The organism is Nitrospira sp. Nam80 (assembly GCF_965152575.1).
Window position 1 is genome coordinate 599,047 of the sequence record NZ_OZ224216.1, and the last position, 14,850, is coordinate 613,896.

Sequence of the window (14,850 nt, forward strand, 5' to 3'; positions counted from 1 at the left end):
CGTCAGTCCGCAAGTCCGAATGAGGGTCGGTCCGTTGAATGATTGTACGGCAGCGTGAAATAAAACCGGCTTCCTTTTCCCGGCGCGCTTTCCACGGCGATGGTGCCTCCATGCAGTTCGATGAGGCCTTTCGCAATAGCCAAGCCCAAGCCGGCGCCGCCGGTCCCGCTCGGATGGGACTGTACGCGATAAAATTTGTCGAAGATCTTCGATACATGTTCCTCCGGTATGCCGCAGCCGGTATCGGACACGCCGACGGTGATGCATTGGTGATCGAGGACCTGTGCCTCGATATGGACCCGCCCGCCTGATGGCGTATACTTAATGGCATTCTCCAGAAGGTTGGCGGCCACTTCGTACAATTTATCCCGATCGGCATGAATGGCTGGGATAAATTCCATACAGGTCATCTCCATGGTAATCGATTTTTGCTGGGCAAGGGGCTGGAACTCCTCCAGGAGATGAGCGAAGAGCTCGTGAAGCGATAGGATCGTCGGGGCCAGCTCCATTTTGCCCGCCTCGATCCGGGACAGGTTTAGCAGTTCATTCAACATGCGGGTCAGCCGGTCCGCATTGAATTTGACACGAGAGAGATAATATTGCTGCTTGTCGGTCAACGGCCCGGCCAATTCATCCAAGAGGTTCTCGACCAATCCCTTCATCGAGGTGAGCGGAGTCCGCAGCTCATGCGAGACGATCGTGACGAACGCGCTTTTCAGCCGGTCCAATTCCTGGAGTTGCTCCACGGCCCCTTGCAGCGTGCTCGTCCGTTCCACAATCCGTCGCTCCAACGTGCGATTGAGTTGATCGAGCTCCTCCTCCGCGCGCCTTCGTTCGGAAACGCCGACCGACAGCGCCAACGCGGTGACTGCGACTACCGCCGTGAAGGCCTGCAACAGAAGCAGGGTTTCATTGAGGTTGCCGCGAACAAAGGGGCCGGCTCCTTGCAAGGTGCTCCAGATGGCGATGGCGACGCACAGCAGGATGGCGGTAGCCGTTTCACGGGGGCCAAGCCGGACGGCGACCCAGATCAGAATCGAGAACGTGAGAAAGGCCAATGGATAATTCGGTGCGGTCATCGCCTGGCCGCTCTGGAAGACGACCAAGGCCACCAGGCAGAGCAAGGTCAGCAGCGCACCGACCTCGACGAGCCGCTCCCGAGTCCACGCGACGGTCGGGTGCGACGCCCACAGCACGATCACCGGCGTGACGATCAGCGCACCGACGGCATCGCCCAACCACCAGGTCATCCAAATCACTCCGTACGTCTTCCACTCGGCGTACTCGGTCAAGGCCAAACTCGTTACGCCCAATGTGGCGCTCACCGCCGTACTGAGGACTCCCGCCAGCACGACGAATTTCAATGTGTCGCGTTGCCGGGTGAAGACGTTCCGTCCCCCGGCGAATTGATTGACCAGAAAGCCGGCCAGGAGGCTTTCCAATGTATTGCCCGTGGCGATGCCGAGCGAGGAGGCCACCGAACCGGCCGTCGTGAGGTTGACGGCCAGCGCGCCCACAAACACCGCCGGCCACACCCAATAGCCCAAGAGAAGAATGGCCGCCAGGCTGAGGCCTGTCGGAGGCCAGACCGGCGTCGCGCTCGGATGAAATGCGGCCATCGTCAGGCCGAATTTGCCGGCAAGCACATACCAGGCGGCGAGGGCACACAGCACGGCAAAGCGGTAGCCAAGAGAGCGCGGCGGGCGTTGCTCGACTTCGACTGAAAACATCGGCCGGCCCCATGATTGTGTAGAAGGGAGCTACGTAGCAATCATAGGAAAAGAACCGGGTTTAAACAACTGGCCCGGGACGGGTGGATCGACAGGAAGCATCGGTTCGTTGGAGTCTCGGAGGGCAATGAGGCCATGAGCCGGGGCGCACGTCAATGAAGGAGAGGAAATGGCACCGGCTCGTCGGGGTGCATAGAGCGTGAACCTGCCCGTTGTGCGGGCGCTATATTATTGAGGAATCTGCTGCCGGATCGAAATGGCGTGCCCGTCGCGCGTCACCGTGGCCTCGATCTTGTCGCCGATCTTGATCACCCCGTCCTTTTTCGTCTCGGGACTCACGTGCACCCGTATCTCATGACCGGTGATGTCCTTGATGATTATGTCGTCGCCCTCCTTCAGAAGCACGTCACCCTTGACGACCTGCTCGGCTGCTCCTTGAGGAGCATTTTGTGCCATTCCTATTCCCGCCGTTCCCATGCTCAACAATACTTGGATGGTGACAATCAGCAAAAGCTTCATGATGCGAGGTCCTCCCTTCTGTTGGGGCCGCGCGTCACAACATGCCATCAAAATGTTGCGGCCGGTGAGTAACTGTACCAGAAAGCGCCGGTGGTTTTCAGCGGCGATTCTCGCGAATCAACCGTAGGGGTGCTTCTATGCCCAAGTCATCCAGCATGAATCTGTAATGGAAGCCGAACTCATGACCGGAACATAAGCTGCCGAGCCGGGCGACTTCCTCAGCATCCGCCCCTTCTCCATTTTCCCATTGCCTGCTCAAGGTCTTTTCCCTAGAATAATGTCTTCTTGCCTTTCGGAGGGTCTATGGCACGCAAGCTTGAGACCGCTCACATTTCCTTCGGCCTGGTCACCATTCCGGTCGGAATCTATTCGGCCATCGACGAGCAGGATATCCACTTCAATCAGTTGCACGGCCCCTGCGGCAGCCGCATCAAGCAGCAGCGGTTTTGCCCGGTCTGCAAGCGTGACGTGAGCTACGACGAGCTGGTGAAGGGATACGAAATCGCCAAAGACCAATATGTCCGCATCACGCAAGAGGAACTGGATGAATTGCAGGCGGCGGAGTCCGAGGCGATGGAAATCCTCGAGTTTCTGCCTCTCAGCGCGGTGGATCCGATCTATTTTGAAAGCACCTACTATCTGGGATCGGAACGGCAGGGAGAAAAGGCCTATCAACTCTTAGCTCAGGCGATGGACGAGATGCAGCGTGTCGCGCTCGCCAAGTATGTGTGGCGAGGCAAAGACAGCCTCTGTTTGATTCGCTCGTCTCAAGGCCGGCTCTTGCTGCACCGGATGCACTATCACGATGAAATCCGAGAATTTGATGTGCTGCCCAAAGACGGCCAGAAGGCGGGAGCCGCGGAGCTGAAACTGGCCACGCAGCTGATCGAATCGATCTCGAACAGCACGTTCGAGCCGCAAGGCTATCGTGACGAATATCGGGAACGGGTCATGGAGCTGATCGAAGAGAAGTCGAAAGGGAAGACGATCAAGCTGCAACCGAAAGCCGCCCCCGCCGCCACCGACGTGGTGGATCTCATGCAGCGACTCAAGGAAAGCGTCGCTCAGTCCGCTCAGAGAAAGGCCGGGAAGCCGAGGGCCCTCCCGGCGCAGGGAACCCGCGAGGCTGCCAAGAAGGCGAATGCCGGGAGACGATGATCGGCGACTATTCGGCAGCCGAGTTATGCCGGATTCTTCGCATCGACGATAAGGAACTGCGGTCCTGCTTACGGGCGGCTCTGCTGCCGGCCTCCACCCGAACCCGCCCTCGGGTGTATTCCTTCCAGAATCTGGTCGCCTTGCGTACGGCCAAGGGGTTGCGCGAGGCGGGCATCTCCACGAATCGTATTCGCAAAGTGCTCGACTCGCTCAAGCGGCAGCTTGGGGAAGGTCGGGCGATCTCCAGCATCAAAGTCTATGCGTCGGGTCAACGGGTGGTGGTCTGGGATGGCGCGCTGCGTTGGCAACCGGACTCGGGGCAGTTCTTGCTCAACTTTGACACGACCGACATCTTGCCGACCAAGCGTCTTGCGTCACGATCCCGATCCATGCCCCCCGGAGAGGACCATGCCGATTCGTGGTTCGCGCGCGCCGTCGAACTGCAATCTGATTCGCGCGAAGAAGCGGAACGTGCCTATCTCCACGCTATCCGATTGCGGCCGTCATTTTTCGAGGCGCATATCAATCTCGGCCTGCTCTACCATCACGCGGGAGACTTGGACCGGGCTGAGGCCTGTTATCGGCGGGCGCTCGAGTATCGGCCCGACCTGGCGTTGGCGCATTTCAACTTGGGCGTCATTCTGGAAGACCGGCAGGATGACGCCGGAGCAGTGACGGCGTACAAGGCAGCGATCGCGCAGGATCCCCGGTTCAAGGAGGCCCATTGCCACCTGGCCGAGCTGTACGAAAGGTTGGGGAAACAGAGAGACGCGCTGCGCCATTATGCCGCCGCCAAGCGTTTGAAATGAAAGCAGCCACCGCCGAATGCTGCTCGTTTTTTCCTGCGGCTTGCAGGTCGTATGGGAAAAGACTGCCTCACCGACTGCCTCGACTATCCGAAAAGATACTCTTCCGTATCGGAACCGATACAAATAAATCCTCTCAACCAAAGACCTGTGATCGACAGGACGCCTGTTCTCTCCGATAGTTGAACCACTTACATTCGATCTATGGGTGGTCCGAGCATGGCGCGGGACTTGCGACCTGCTCGCACCAATATGAGGGATGAGAGGCTCACGCCAAGCGAATGAGCAACGATCATTCCCTGCGAAACTCTGAACGATGATGCAACTGTCGGATGAGTATGGCGCCGAATATGGAGGTGGGTATGTGGAGTACTAACGGAAGGCCAGACGGACAACCGGTGTCGATGAGACCTTCGGTCCAATGGTTTAGTTGGATTGGCATCGCGGCCGTTGTCTTGATGATCGGTGTTACGCCGGTATGGGCCCAAAGTGGATTCGAGGACGACCGCGTGATGCTGCAAGGCTTTTATTGGGAATCGTATCGCCACGGCCATCCCGAGCGATTTCCTCAGTATGGAGATAAACAATGGTATGACATTGTGAAGGATCAGGCGGCCGCTATCCAGGACGGCCGTTTCGATTTGATATGGCTTCCGCCTCCGACCTATGCCGGACAGTTCAGCGCAGGATACAACCCCAAGGAATATTTTACATTCGAGAACAGCTATGGGAGCTTTCAACAGCAGCGATCAATGTTAGAGTCGCTCCTACAGCACGGTATTGAGCCGATTGCAGACATTGTCATTAACCATAGAGATGGGTCTCAGAAATGGGCTGATTTTAAGAACCCGGCGTGGGGAACATGGGCCATTACCAGGAATGACGAAGCCTTTAGCAATCAGGCGTCAGAAGTCGTCAATACGCCGGTGGAACAGCGCGGCGCGCCGGAGGAAGTCCCCTCTGAATATGCCGGGCAGCGGGGACCAACATACGCGTATGATAGCTTCCGGGACATTGACCATACCAACCGACAGGTCCGGCTCGACATCACGAAATATTTGCTGGCGCTGAAGTCTTTGGGCTATCGAGGCTGGCGATATGACATGGTCCATGGGTATCACGCTCGATGGATCGCCTTTTACAATAAGATGACCTCGCCCACATTTTCCGTCGGCGAATATGATTGGGGCGCCCATAACGAACAACGGGGGTGGATGTGGTACTCCGCGACGGATGCGAGCATTGGCGGTGAAGACCACCTGAAGACATCCAGTTCGGTTTTTGATTTCTCCACATTTTTCACGCTTAAAGATAATAAAGGCGCCGGTCGTTATTTCGTTTGGTATGGATTTGGGAACGGCATTGGCATGGTGGGGGATACGACGGACAATCTCAGATGGAAGAACCGCGCGGTCACATTCTTAGAGAATCACGATACGGGTTATCGAACCAATGAGGACGGAACTCCTCAAGAACATCATGTATTCGATAGCTTTGCCAATACATGGGAAGTGGAACAGGCCTATGCCCAAATCCTTACACATCCTGGTGTTCCTACCGTCTATTGGAAGCACTATTTTGATTGGGGTGGAGATCTTCGGAATAAGATTCGCGCACTTATTAATGCACGGAAAATTGCAGGGGTACATGCAGGAAGCGCGCTTTACCTGCAGGAGAATGCACGCGCTCACGGTGTGTATGCTGCACGAGTCGACGGCCATCATGGAGAACTGTATGTACGAATCGGTGGGAGCGATGACGATTGGCAGCCCAATTTATCCAATTACCAAAACTATAGAGAATATGCGCAGGGGGCGGGGTGGAAAGTGTGGGTCAAAATTCCCGGCAACCCTGAAGTCCGACAGGCGTCACTGAAAGACCCGCTGCCGGTGCCGGAATTTACGGATCCGGAGCACATTGAGCCATCCATTCCGCCGTAATAGCTTCGAAAAAGTATATCTTCGAAATATCGCATCACGGAAGAAGATCGTTCAGTTCCGTATCGCTTCCGATACGCGGGTATCTCATCCGATACAGTGCAACAGGTCTCCTCTCCACGTGAATCAAAGGTAACTGCTTGTGTTTCTTCATCATCCCTTTTCATGACGGCAAGGCATGGTGATTGCGTGGCCTTATCTGAGATGAGAAGCCGTCGAAGGTTTGAGCCGGACTCACATTTCACGAAAAGGCGAATCGGCATCGGCTTAAAGAAGGTTGTGACGCAATGAACGAGGAACAACTCATGCCGGAGGCTCTGATCGTCTTCAAGGAACCGCCGAGCCAACGAACGATGGCCGATCTCAAAGCGCGCTACCGCGTTACCGCGCTCATGCCTCCGCGGCTGGCGGCCCTTGATCTGCGGGAGGGGCAGTTGCCGGAACTGCAACGAATGGCCGGCGTGGAGGCAGTTCTGACCGGACCTGAGAGCCCGCTACCCGCGTCCCTGACGGAACAGGAACGCCTGTTCATCATGGGATGGCTCCAGCGCCGGCAAGGCGGCAAGCGACGAAAAGGTGAAGGGCTTCCCTGGGATGCGGAAGGCTATCTTCCCCCGGACAAGCCCCCGTCACGATGATCCGCAGCGTCACTCATTGCACTACACTTTCACAAGGGGGACCAGATGGCAGGCGACCTCAACACAACTGAATATGCGATGATTTTGGGAAAGCGGACCCGGGCCCTGGAAGCGGTTCCGGCCGAAACGATTCCTTGTGTCCATCGATATGGGGATCGTGTCCTCATCGGCCCGACTCCGCCGCCTGCTGCGTCGCGCGCACGGACAATGAATCCGGCGGTCGATGAGATTCCCGCGTCCTTACTCAACGAACTGAGTATGACTGAGCGTATGGGCTTGGAAGCGTTGCGGCAACGGGTGCGACCTGACTATATCCGGTCCAAGCAACACCGTCCCAAAGAAGGCCAAACTTGGAATATGGACAGGTGCGCGCATGGTCCTCAATCCGGGGCGAGCGAGGCGCTTCGAGGCGCACGGGCGGCCGCTCCGACCAGTTCCTACTTGGAAGGCAGTGTGGCGGTCGGTCTGGTCATGGTTGAAGGTCCGACCCCGGCGCTTCAATTCAGCGCCCAGGAGCGCACGAAGGTCACAGCGGAGGTGCAAAACGGTTTGAGCTGGCTCGCGTCGATGAATCCGTCGGCGGGCATTAGCTTCACGTATGACATTCGGGTCGTGACGCTTCAGACCCAGCCCGATCCCACCGCGCCGGATCTCGAAGCTCGTTGGCGTGACCCGGCCATGGCGGCGCTGGGTTATGAGGCGTCGCGGAACGGCGTTCTGCAATACGCGGAAGCGATCCGCCAGCAATTCGCCACGCAATGGACGTACTGTGCGTTCTTTACCAAGTACCCGCTGAGCTGGTTCGCCTATGCATTTATCGGCGGCCCATACCTTGTTATGGATTACAACAACGACGGGTGGGGGCCGGATAACATCGATCGCGTGTTCGCGCATGAGAGCGGCCACATTTTCGGTTGTCCCGATGAATATGCCTCCAGTGGATGTAATTGCGGCGGCTCTTGGGGACGGTTCGGACGTCCGAATACGAATTGTGAAAATTGCGCGCCCAATGGCGGCGTCGACTGCCTGATGCGAGCCAATACCTGGGCCTTGTGCGACCCGACGCGCGCGCACTTTGGCTGGGCCGATGTCGTCGCCGATATGAGAAACCCGGTCTTGATCCAGAGCCGGTTTGGAAAGAAGGGCAATTTTGAATTGACGGTGCCCGTCTCCTCCACCGGCGTGTCCTTCACCTGGCGCAACAACGACAATCCGGCGTTGCCTTGGTCGGCGCTGTCGGGATTCGGCAAGGCGATGGGCAAGGTAGAGGCGATTTCCATGATTCAAAGTAACTTCGGCTCGCCGGGCAATTTGGAATTGGTCGCGCGGGTCGGGCAGCAACTGCAGTTCATGTGGCGGGACTCCGGCCCGGCCTTTCAATGGAACGGGCCAACGCCGATCTTCACGGGGGCTCGCGGGAATCCGGTCTTACTTCAGAGCCGCTTCGGCACGAAGGGCAATTTCGAGTTGGTGGTGCCGGCGGCCACGGGTGGCGGGCTGTTCTTCCTCTGGCGCAACAATGATAACCCGTCGCTGCCTTGGTCGGCTCCAGTGCGATTCGGGCAGGCGTTGGGCACGGTGGACGAAGTGACCATGATTCAGAGCAACTTCGGCTCGCCGGGCAACTTGGAATTGATCGCGCGGGTCGGGCAGCAACTGCAGTTCATGTGGCGGGACTCCGGGCCGGCCTTTCAATGGAACGGGCCAACGCCGATCTTCACGGGGGCTCGCGGGAATCCGGTCTTACTTCAGAGCCGCTTCGGCACGAAGGGCAATTTCGAGTTGGTGGTGCCGGCGGCGACCGGTGGTGGATTGTTCTTCCTCTGGCGCAACAATGATAACCCGGCGCTGCCTTGGTCGGCCCCAGTGCGATTCGGGCAGGCGCTGGGCACGGTGGACGAAGTGACCATGATTCAGAGCAACTTCGGCTCGCCGGGCAACTTGGAATTGATCGCGCGGGTCGGACAAGAACTGCATTTCATGTGGCGGGACTCCGGGCCGGCCTTTCAATGGAACGGGCCAACGCTCTTGTTTACGATCCCGGCGGCCGCGCCGGCGCAGCCAGCAGGGATGCCGGAAACCCGGCGCGAATCGGAGATGCTGGTCGCGGCCGGCGCTGTCCACTCCTGAGCGAGGTCTCTTCAGGCTTTTCGAAAATGTCGGGAGACATGCCGGAAGTGAAAAGGAGTTTGGAGCGTTGTGTGATGAAGGGGGGCGCCGTCTACGAGTGACTCTCCCTTCTGGTATGTAGCTGAGTCCGCGGGAACGGTGATCGACGTTCACCGCACCCCGCGGGCTCATGCCGGTTGTCTTGCCGGAAGGAAGCTGCGTCATGGATCCATTTAGTGCCGTGGAAAACCAGAACCGTAGGTTTCGAAGGATGGCTTGGATCAGTTTAGTGGTCTCCGCCTGCGTCTTGTCCGTATATGTATTGCAGACGATGGGTCTCATCCCGGTGAACATGTTCTGAATGATTGAATTACGACCGGGAAGCCGGCAGCAATCAGCTCGCCACGGTCGTGGATGCCTTCCCCGGGGGACCCCAATTCACCTACGATTGCAAGGGCAACGTGCTGACGATTGAGGACCCGACACACACGACGACCTTATCTACCAAGCGAGCTACAACCGACTGGCGTATCGAATCATAGCACCCCCGTCTTATTGAAGTTTCATCCGTTCTTCGACAGATTTTCATGTTTTCCCCGTACCCTTCGCGCATGCACCCATAGGACGTGAATCGACAGGTTCCCGTCGTAACCATTTTCATTGCGTCGATGATGGCTTGACCGGCGAATCCGAAAGTCGGCTCAGGTATGTCGGCCATGGCATCCGCTCAGGACGAACATCGTAAGGAGAACGCTCGGTGTTTTCAGTGACGGGTCTGCTAGCTCGACGCGTAATAGGAAGGACAATTATGCGGATTGCCCACATCGGTTCGGTGTTTCATGAAGTATCATTTGAGAGCGAGAGCCAAGAGGGGCGGGAAATCGCTGTTCTGGCGGCGGGGTTGGTTCGTGCCGGCCATGACGTAACCGTGTTTGCAAGCGGGGACAGCAGGACCGTGGCCGCCCTGGTTCCCATGTCCCAGCGGGCGCTCCGGCACCACCCGGCCCCCAAGCGCAATTTATCCGAAGGTCTCATGTACCTCGCGTTGGAGAAGGCCTTTGCCGCATCGCCTGCGTTCGACATCATTCACGTCCATGCCGGTTTCACGGCCTTTCCCTTGATGCGCCGCAGCCCGGTTCCCGTTTTGGCGACGGTCTATGGATTGTTGGACACACCCGAAGTGGCTCAGGTGTATCGCCAATTTAAAGAACTGCCGCTGGTGGCGACGGCGATCGAGCAAATTCAACAATGTCCCGATTTGAATTGGCAGGCGATCATACCGTGGCATGTGTCGTCTCACCAACGGACCAGATTTGCGGCCCGAGTCGGAGCGGTTGAACAACTCGCAGGTGCGTACGGAGCCGTGTATGAACAAATGATACCGGCAGAAACTCCTCGCCGGCGATCGTCATGGCTGGCCCATTCACGATCCGGCACGGTTACTGCCGAACACACTGTGCTGTAACGAGGTCATTGCGCTGCCAACCCCTCTCTGAATGCATCCGGCCATGGCTCACCGCCTCGCGATGTACTATGATTGAAACAAGTGACGGCCTGTCCCCGGGCGCATCGATGATGCGCCCGGGTTCTTTCGGAGCGACGAACTTCCATGCGGATTCTCCTAGTCGAAGATGATACGGACCTTGCTCAATTTGTGGGTAAGGGGCTCAAGGAAGAGCGGTATGCGGTGGACGTCGCCGCCGACGGGGAGCAAGGGCTGCAGCTTGCCACGGAGCATCCTTACGGCCTGCTCATCCTCGATATCATGCTGCCCTTGCTTGACGGGCTCACGTTGTGCCGCCGGATGCGCGCCGAGGGCATTACGGCGCCGGTGCTCTTGCTCACGGCCCGCGATACGGTGGAGGACAAGGTTGCGGGGCTGGACAGTGGAGCGGACGATTATCTGACGAAACCGTTCGCCTTCGCCGAACTCCTGGCGCGCGTTCGGGCCTTGCTGCGCCGCGGCGGCCCGCAGCAACAGACCCGGCTCAAGGCGGGGGATCTGGAACTGGACCCGGCGACTCATCGGGTGTGGAGAGCTGCAAAAGAGATTGTACTGACCAATAAGGAATATGCTCTGCTGGATTTTCTCCTTCGCAACAAGAATCGGGTCCTGACCAGAACCGCCATCATCGAGCATGTCTGGGACATCAGCTACGATCCGATGACGAACATCGTGGATGCGCATATCCGCGCATTGCGGGCGAAGGTCGATCGGGATTTTTCCCCGCCGCTGATCACGACGGTGCGAGGGGCGGGCTACATGCTGGAGGACACGGAAGCGGCGGCCTGACAATTGTTGAATGCCGGTTCCATTGTGCGGATGTCAATTGACCCCTGTCGGGTCGGTTGTGTATAAAAGAATCGTTCGGTCGGTTCGGAACGAAAGATTATGATCATGGCTGCACGAGAATTTCATGACGGAGCGAAGGATGGGCTGGAAGCGCTGGAGCCCCTCGATCCGGAGAATATCCATAGCTTCGGAGAGTTGCTGAGCGCCATGCGGAAGACCGCCTTCGGTGGCCGTCGCGTCGGCGAAGCCTTCGAAACGCTGTCGGCCATGATCGAGGACCCCGAGTGCAAGGTGGTGCTCACACTTTCAGGTGCGATGACGATTGCCAAGATGGGCAAGATCATCAGCACGATGATCGATCGCGGCATGGTGCATGTCATCGTATCCACGGGAGCGCTGATTGCCCACGGCCTCACCGAATCGGTCGGAAAAGTGCATTACCGCCATCCGCACGGGACGCCGGACGAAGACTTGTTCCGAAAAGGCTATAACCGGGTGTATGACACGCTCGAAATGGAAGCCAACCTGAATTATGTCGAGCATGTCGTATCTCAAACCCTCAAGCGAGTCGATACCGACCAACCGCTCTCCTCTTCCCGATTGACGCGTGAACTCGGCAAAACGCTTGCGGAAGAATATGACGGGACCGGTATCCTGAAAAGCGCGTATTTGAAGAATGTCCCTGTTTATATTCCCGCGTTCACCGATTCCGAAGTGGGCTTGGATGTCGGCACCTGGGCCATGGGCCGCAACATCGATGCGGCTAGAACCGCGGCCAAAGGGGAAGGCGACCTCGGCGTCTTGAAAGCGCTCCACCGAACCTGTCCCACATTTAACCCCTATCTCGATCTCCATGCCTATACCGAGGACATTTTGGCGGCGAAGCGCCTGGGGATCTTCACGATTGGCGGCGGGGTCCCTCGCAACTGGGCGCAGCAAGTCGCTCCATACATCGAGATCGGCAATAGCCGATTGGGCCTAAACGTCAAACCGCCACGGTTTTACTACGGCGTGCGCATCTGCCCGGAACCGGACTATTGGGGAGGCCTGAGCGGCTGTACCTACCAGGAAGGGATCTCGTGGGGAAAATTCGTGTCGCCGGCGGAAGGCGGAAGATTCTCCGAAGTGTTGAGCGACGCCACGGTGGTGTGGCCGCTGCTGCTCATGGGTTTGCTTGAACGGGCCAAGGCGAAACATAACGCCACATGACGATCCTGCTTGCCGGTTACCTCCGTGCGCTCCTGTCTTGCAGCCTCCTGCTGGTCTTTGCGGGTCACGTCGCCGCCGCGAACACCTCCGTCACGATCGATCAACGCGTGCGGGGCCAACTCGATGCTCCGGTCACGATGATCGAATATTCGGATTTTACCTGCGGCTACTGCTTGAAGTTCTTCAAGGAAACGTGGCCGCGCATTCAATCCCGCTACGTCGAGACCGGCAAAGTGCGATTTCTCTATAAGGATTATCCGCGCGCCGATCAGGGACCAGGGTTGGATGCGGCGGTGGCCGCCCGATGCGCGGGCGATCAAGGGGCATACTGGCCGATGCATGACCGGCTCTTCGCGGAGCGTGCGCGGTTGGATCAGGAATTGTTTCTTCAGCATGCCAAGGCTATCGGGCTCGATCAGAAGGGCTTTTCTCAATGTCTTCGCGACGGCCGCCACGTCGGGGCGATTTTCCAAGATCGCCAAGAGGCGAATTCATGGGGATTTCGGGGCACGCCGGGATTCGTCATCATGCGATCTGCGCAGCAGCCCACGACTAAGGATCCGGCGATCGCGATTCCCGGCGCATTTCCCTTCGAGTCTTTCGCCGAAGAAATCGATCGCCTGCTGGAAGGTTCCGGGAGAAGCGCTACGAAACCGAAATGATAGGCCCCATACACGAGTCCACTCCAAGCAAGAGGTGCTACCGATGAGCGCTAAACAGGCTTTCTGGGATGTTTCGACGAAGCAAGGAGAGCCGGACCTTTGGGTATGCATGTCCTGTCTCAATGAAGTGTTCTTTCGCAAGGTCCCCATGCCCGACTGTCCCACATGCCATGGCGTTTCCACTTACGAAGCCTTTACCTTGGACGCGGTTCGCGACTGGGGAACGGACGAGTTGATCGCCAGAGCACAATCGGCTCAGCAATCGTCTGAATCTCCGCAACCGGCGACGGTTGTCGAGGCGCCCATCGAAAGCGCTACTTAGATTCCGACTGGAGACCCCTCCGTGGCAACGGCCCGACCATTTCTCAGCGCCGGCCGATGGCAGCACACCGCAACCACAGCGAAGATCTTCAATCCGTTTGACGGTCGCCTCCTGGCCGAGGTGTGCCAGGCTGGTTCCGGCGAGATAGAAGCCGCGATTCAATCAACCATCGAAGGCGCCCGGCTGATGCGGAATCAGCCAAGCCACGCCCGTTCGGCGCTGCTGCATAAGATTGCCGATCTGCTGCAGGCGCGCCGGGACGACTGTGCTCGGATCATGGCGGAGGAAGCGGGGAAGCCTATCACCGATGCCCGCCGAGAGGTGGGGCGTGCGGTCCAGACCTTTACCGTTGCGGCGGAAGAAGCCAAACGAATTGGCGGAGAAGTGGTGCCTCTCGATTGGACGCCGGGAACAGAGGCCTACTGGGGCGTCACACGCCGGTTTCCGCTTGGAGCCATCCTCGGGATTACGCCGTTTAATTTTCCGATCAATCTTGTCGCTCATAAGGTAGCCCCGGCGCTTGCGGCCGGGAACGCCATTCTGATCAAGCCGGCCCCCCAGACGCCGCTGACGGCGCTCTTCCTCGGCGAGCTGGCGTTGGAAGCCGGTCTTCCAGCCGGCGCCTTGAATATCATCCCCTGCGGGAACGACATGGCGGGGCGGCTGGTCGCCGATGCCCGCTTCAAGCTGTTAAGTTTCACCGGCAGCGCGCAAGTTGGGTGGATGCTGAAAGGCAAATCCGGAAAGAAAAAGGTCGTGCTCGAACTCGGCGGCAATGCCGGCGTCATCATAGAACCGGATGCGGATGTGGACTTGGCTGCGCAACGCTGCGCCACCGGCGGCTTTGCCTATGCGGGGCAAACGTGTATTTCGGTGCAGCGCATTCTCGTGCATGAATCGATTGTCGAGGCCTTCACCGCCAAGCTGTTGGCGCTGGTGTCCCAACTGAAGTCGGGGGACCCGTTCGATGAGGCGACCGTCGTCGGTCCGCTGATCAACCCCGGGGCGACGGAGCGGGTAGAAAGTTGGATCAAGGAAGCGGTGGCGCAGGGAGCCACGGTATTGGCGGGCGCAACCCGCACCGGTTCCGTGTTGGACGCGACCGTCTTGACTCATGTGAATGCGACGATGAAAGTATCCTGCGAGGAAATCTTCGGCCCGCTCGTCACCGTGACGCCCTATGCCAAGTTTGAGCAGGCGCTGGCTCTGCTCAATAATTCACCTTACGGCCTGCAGGCGGGAGTCTTTACTCAGGACATCAATCGGATTTTTTCGGCGTTTCGCGATCTGGAAGTCGGCGCCGTGCTGGCGAACGACATCCCCACATTTCGTGCCGACCATATGCCCTATGGCGGCGTGAAAGATTCCGGCATGGGGCGCGAAGGCGTTAAATATGCCATCGAAGAAATGACCGAACCCCGCCTGTTGGTGCTGAACCTTCGACGGCCATCTTCATAGCGGAACGGA

Annotated in this window: 13 protein-coding genes; 11 read left to right on the plus strand and 2 right to left on the minus strand. The window is 58.2% G+C overall.

Annotation, left to right across the window (positions count from 1 at the left end; translation table 11 throughout):
- Positions 1-2: 2 nt before the first annotated feature.
- A complete protein-coding gene (locus ACWGXE_RS02880) occupies positions 3-1,730 on the minus strand; it encodes an MASE1 domain-containing protein (RefSeq protein WP_447601166.1) in 1,728 nt (575 codons plus the stop codon).
- Between the two features lie 228 nt (positions 1,731-1,958).
- Positions 1,959-2,249: a hypothetical protein gene (locus tag ACWGXE_RS02885; RefSeq protein ID WP_447601168.1), complete on the minus strand. Its 291-nt coding sequence runs from the start codon at positions 2,247-2,249 to the stop codon at positions 1,959-1,961.
- A 303-nt stretch (positions 2,250-2,552) separates the two neighbouring features.
- On the opposite strand from ACWGXE_RS02885, the gene ku reads away from it, so the two are divergent.
- The 11 genes from ku (at position 2,553) to ACWGXE_RS02940 (ending at position 14,841) form a co-directional block, all read left to right on the plus strand.
- A complete protein-coding gene (gene ku / locus ACWGXE_RS02890) occupies positions 2,553-3,407 on the plus strand; it encodes a non-homologous end joining protein Ku (protein WP_447601169.1) in 855 nt (284 codons plus the stop codon).
- The gene (locus ACWGXE_RS02895; RefSeq protein ID WP_447601171.1) at positions 3,404-4,216 is read left to right on the plus strand and encodes a tetratricopeptide repeat protein; all 813 of its coding nucleotides are present in this window, start codon (positions 3,404-3,406) and stop codon (positions 4,214-4,216) included. Before ku ends, ACWGXE_RS02895 begins: the two co-directional genes overlap by 4 nt.
- Before the next feature lie 401 nt (positions 4,217-4,617).
- Complete coding sequence (locus ACWGXE_RS02900; protein ID WP_447601172.1) at positions 4,618-6,153, plus strand: alpha-amylase C-terminal beta-sheet domain-containing protein; 1,536 nt, start codon at positions 4,618-4,620, stop codon at positions 6,151-6,153.
- Between the two features lie 284 nt (positions 6,154-6,437).
- On the plus strand, positions 6,438-6,788 hold the full coding sequence (locus ACWGXE_RS02905; protein ID WP_447601173.1) for a hypothetical protein: 351 nt from the start codon (positions 6,438-6,440) through the stop codon (positions 6,786-6,788).
- A gap of 45 nt (positions 6,789-6,833) precedes the next feature.
- Positions 6,834-8,918 (plus strand): hypothetical protein, encoded by a 2,085-nt coding sequence (locus ACWGXE_RS02910; RefSeq protein ID WP_447601174.1) that lies wholly within the window; start codon positions 6,834-6,836, stop codon positions 8,916-8,918.
- Between the two features lie 787 nt (positions 8,919-9,705).
- A complete protein-coding gene (locus ACWGXE_RS02915) occupies positions 9,706-10,362 on the plus strand; it encodes a glycosyltransferase (protein WP_447601175.1) in 657 nt (218 codons plus the stop codon).
- 144 nt (positions 10,363-10,506) lie between these two features.
- Positions 10,507-11,190, plus strand: a complete 684-nt coding sequence (locus ACWGXE_RS02920) for a response regulator (RefSeq protein ID WP_447601176.1) — start codon at positions 10,507-10,509, stop codon at positions 11,188-11,190.
- A gap of 105 nt (positions 11,191-11,295) precedes the next feature.
- Positions 11,296-12,399: a deoxyhypusine synthase family protein gene (locus ACWGXE_RS02925; protein ID WP_447601177.1), complete on the plus strand. Its 1,104-nt coding sequence runs from the start codon at positions 11,296-11,298 to the stop codon at positions 12,397-12,399.
- Positions 12,396-13,061 carry a DsbA family protein gene (locus ACWGXE_RS02930; protein ID WP_447601178.1) on the plus strand — a complete coding sequence of 222 codons (666 nt, stop codon included), beginning with the start codon at positions 12,396-12,398 and terminating at the stop codon, positions 13,059-13,061. Before ACWGXE_RS02925 ends, ACWGXE_RS02930 begins: the two co-directional genes overlap by 4 nt.
- A 43-nt stretch (positions 13,062-13,104) precedes the next feature.
- The gene (locus ACWGXE_RS02935; RefSeq protein ID WP_447601180.1) at positions 13,105-13,383 is read left to right on the plus strand and encodes a hypothetical protein; all 279 of its coding nucleotides are present in this window, start codon (positions 13,105-13,107) and stop codon (positions 13,381-13,383) included.
- A gap of 21 nt (positions 13,384-13,404) precedes the next feature.
- On the plus strand, positions 13,405-14,841 hold the full coding sequence (locus ACWGXE_RS02940) for an aldehyde dehydrogenase family protein (protein WP_447601182.1): 1,437 nt from the start codon (positions 13,405-13,407) through the stop codon (positions 14,839-14,841).
- The last annotated feature ends 9 nt before the right edge of the window (positions 14,842-14,850 follow it).

What these genes read in the sequence shown, in the direction of transcription:
- ACWGXE_RS02935 (WP_447601180.1), top strand. Translation starts at nt 13,105, where the DNA reads ATGAGCGCTAAACAGGCTTTCTGGGATGTTTCGACGAAGCAAGGAGAG.
- ACWGXE_RS02900 (WP_447601172.1), top strand. Translation starts at nt 4,618, where the DNA reads ATGAGACCTTCGGTCCAATGGTTTAGTTGGATTGGCATCGCGGCCGTT.
- ACWGXE_RS02885 (WP_447601168.1), bottom strand. Translation starts at nt 2,249, where the DNA reads ATGAAGCTTTTGCTGATTGTCACCATCCAAGTATTGTTGAGCATGGGA.
- ACWGXE_RS02920 (WP_447601176.1), top strand. Translation starts at nt 10,507, where the DNA reads ATGCGGATTCTCCTAGTCGAAGATGATACGGACCTTGCTCAATTTGTG.
- ACWGXE_RS02925 (WP_447601177.1), top strand. Translation starts at nt 11,296, where the DNA reads ATGGCTGCACGAGAATTTCATGACGGAGCGAAGGATGGGCTGGAAGCG.
- ACWGXE_RS02895 (WP_447601171.1), top strand. Translation starts at nt 3,404, where the DNA reads ATGATCGGCGACTATTCGGCAGCCGAGTTATGCCGGATTCTTCGCATC.
- ku (WP_447601169.1), top strand. Translation starts at nt 2,553, where the DNA reads ATGGCACGCAAGCTTGAGACCGCTCACATTTCCTTCGGCCTGGTCACC.
- ACWGXE_RS02915 (WP_447601175.1), top strand. Translation starts at nt 9,706, where the DNA reads ATGCGGATTGCCCACATCGGTTCGGTGTTTCATGAAGTATCATTTGAG.
- ACWGXE_RS02930 (WP_447601178.1), top strand. Translation starts at nt 12,396, where the DNA reads ATGACGATCCTGCTTGCCGGTTACCTCCGTGCGCTCCTGTCTTGCAGC.
- ACWGXE_RS02910 (WP_447601174.1), top strand. Translation starts at nt 6,834, where the DNA reads ATGGCAGGCGACCTCAACACAACTGAATATGCGATGATTTTGGGAAAG.
- ACWGXE_RS02880 (WP_447601166.1), bottom strand. Translation starts at nt 1,730, where the DNA reads ATGTTTTCAGTCGAAGTCGAGCAACGCCCGCCGCGCTCTCTTGGCTAC.
- ACWGXE_RS02905 (WP_447601173.1), top strand. Translation starts at nt 6,438, where the DNA reads ATGAACGAGGAACAACTCATGCCGGAGGCTCTGATCGTCTTCAAGGAA.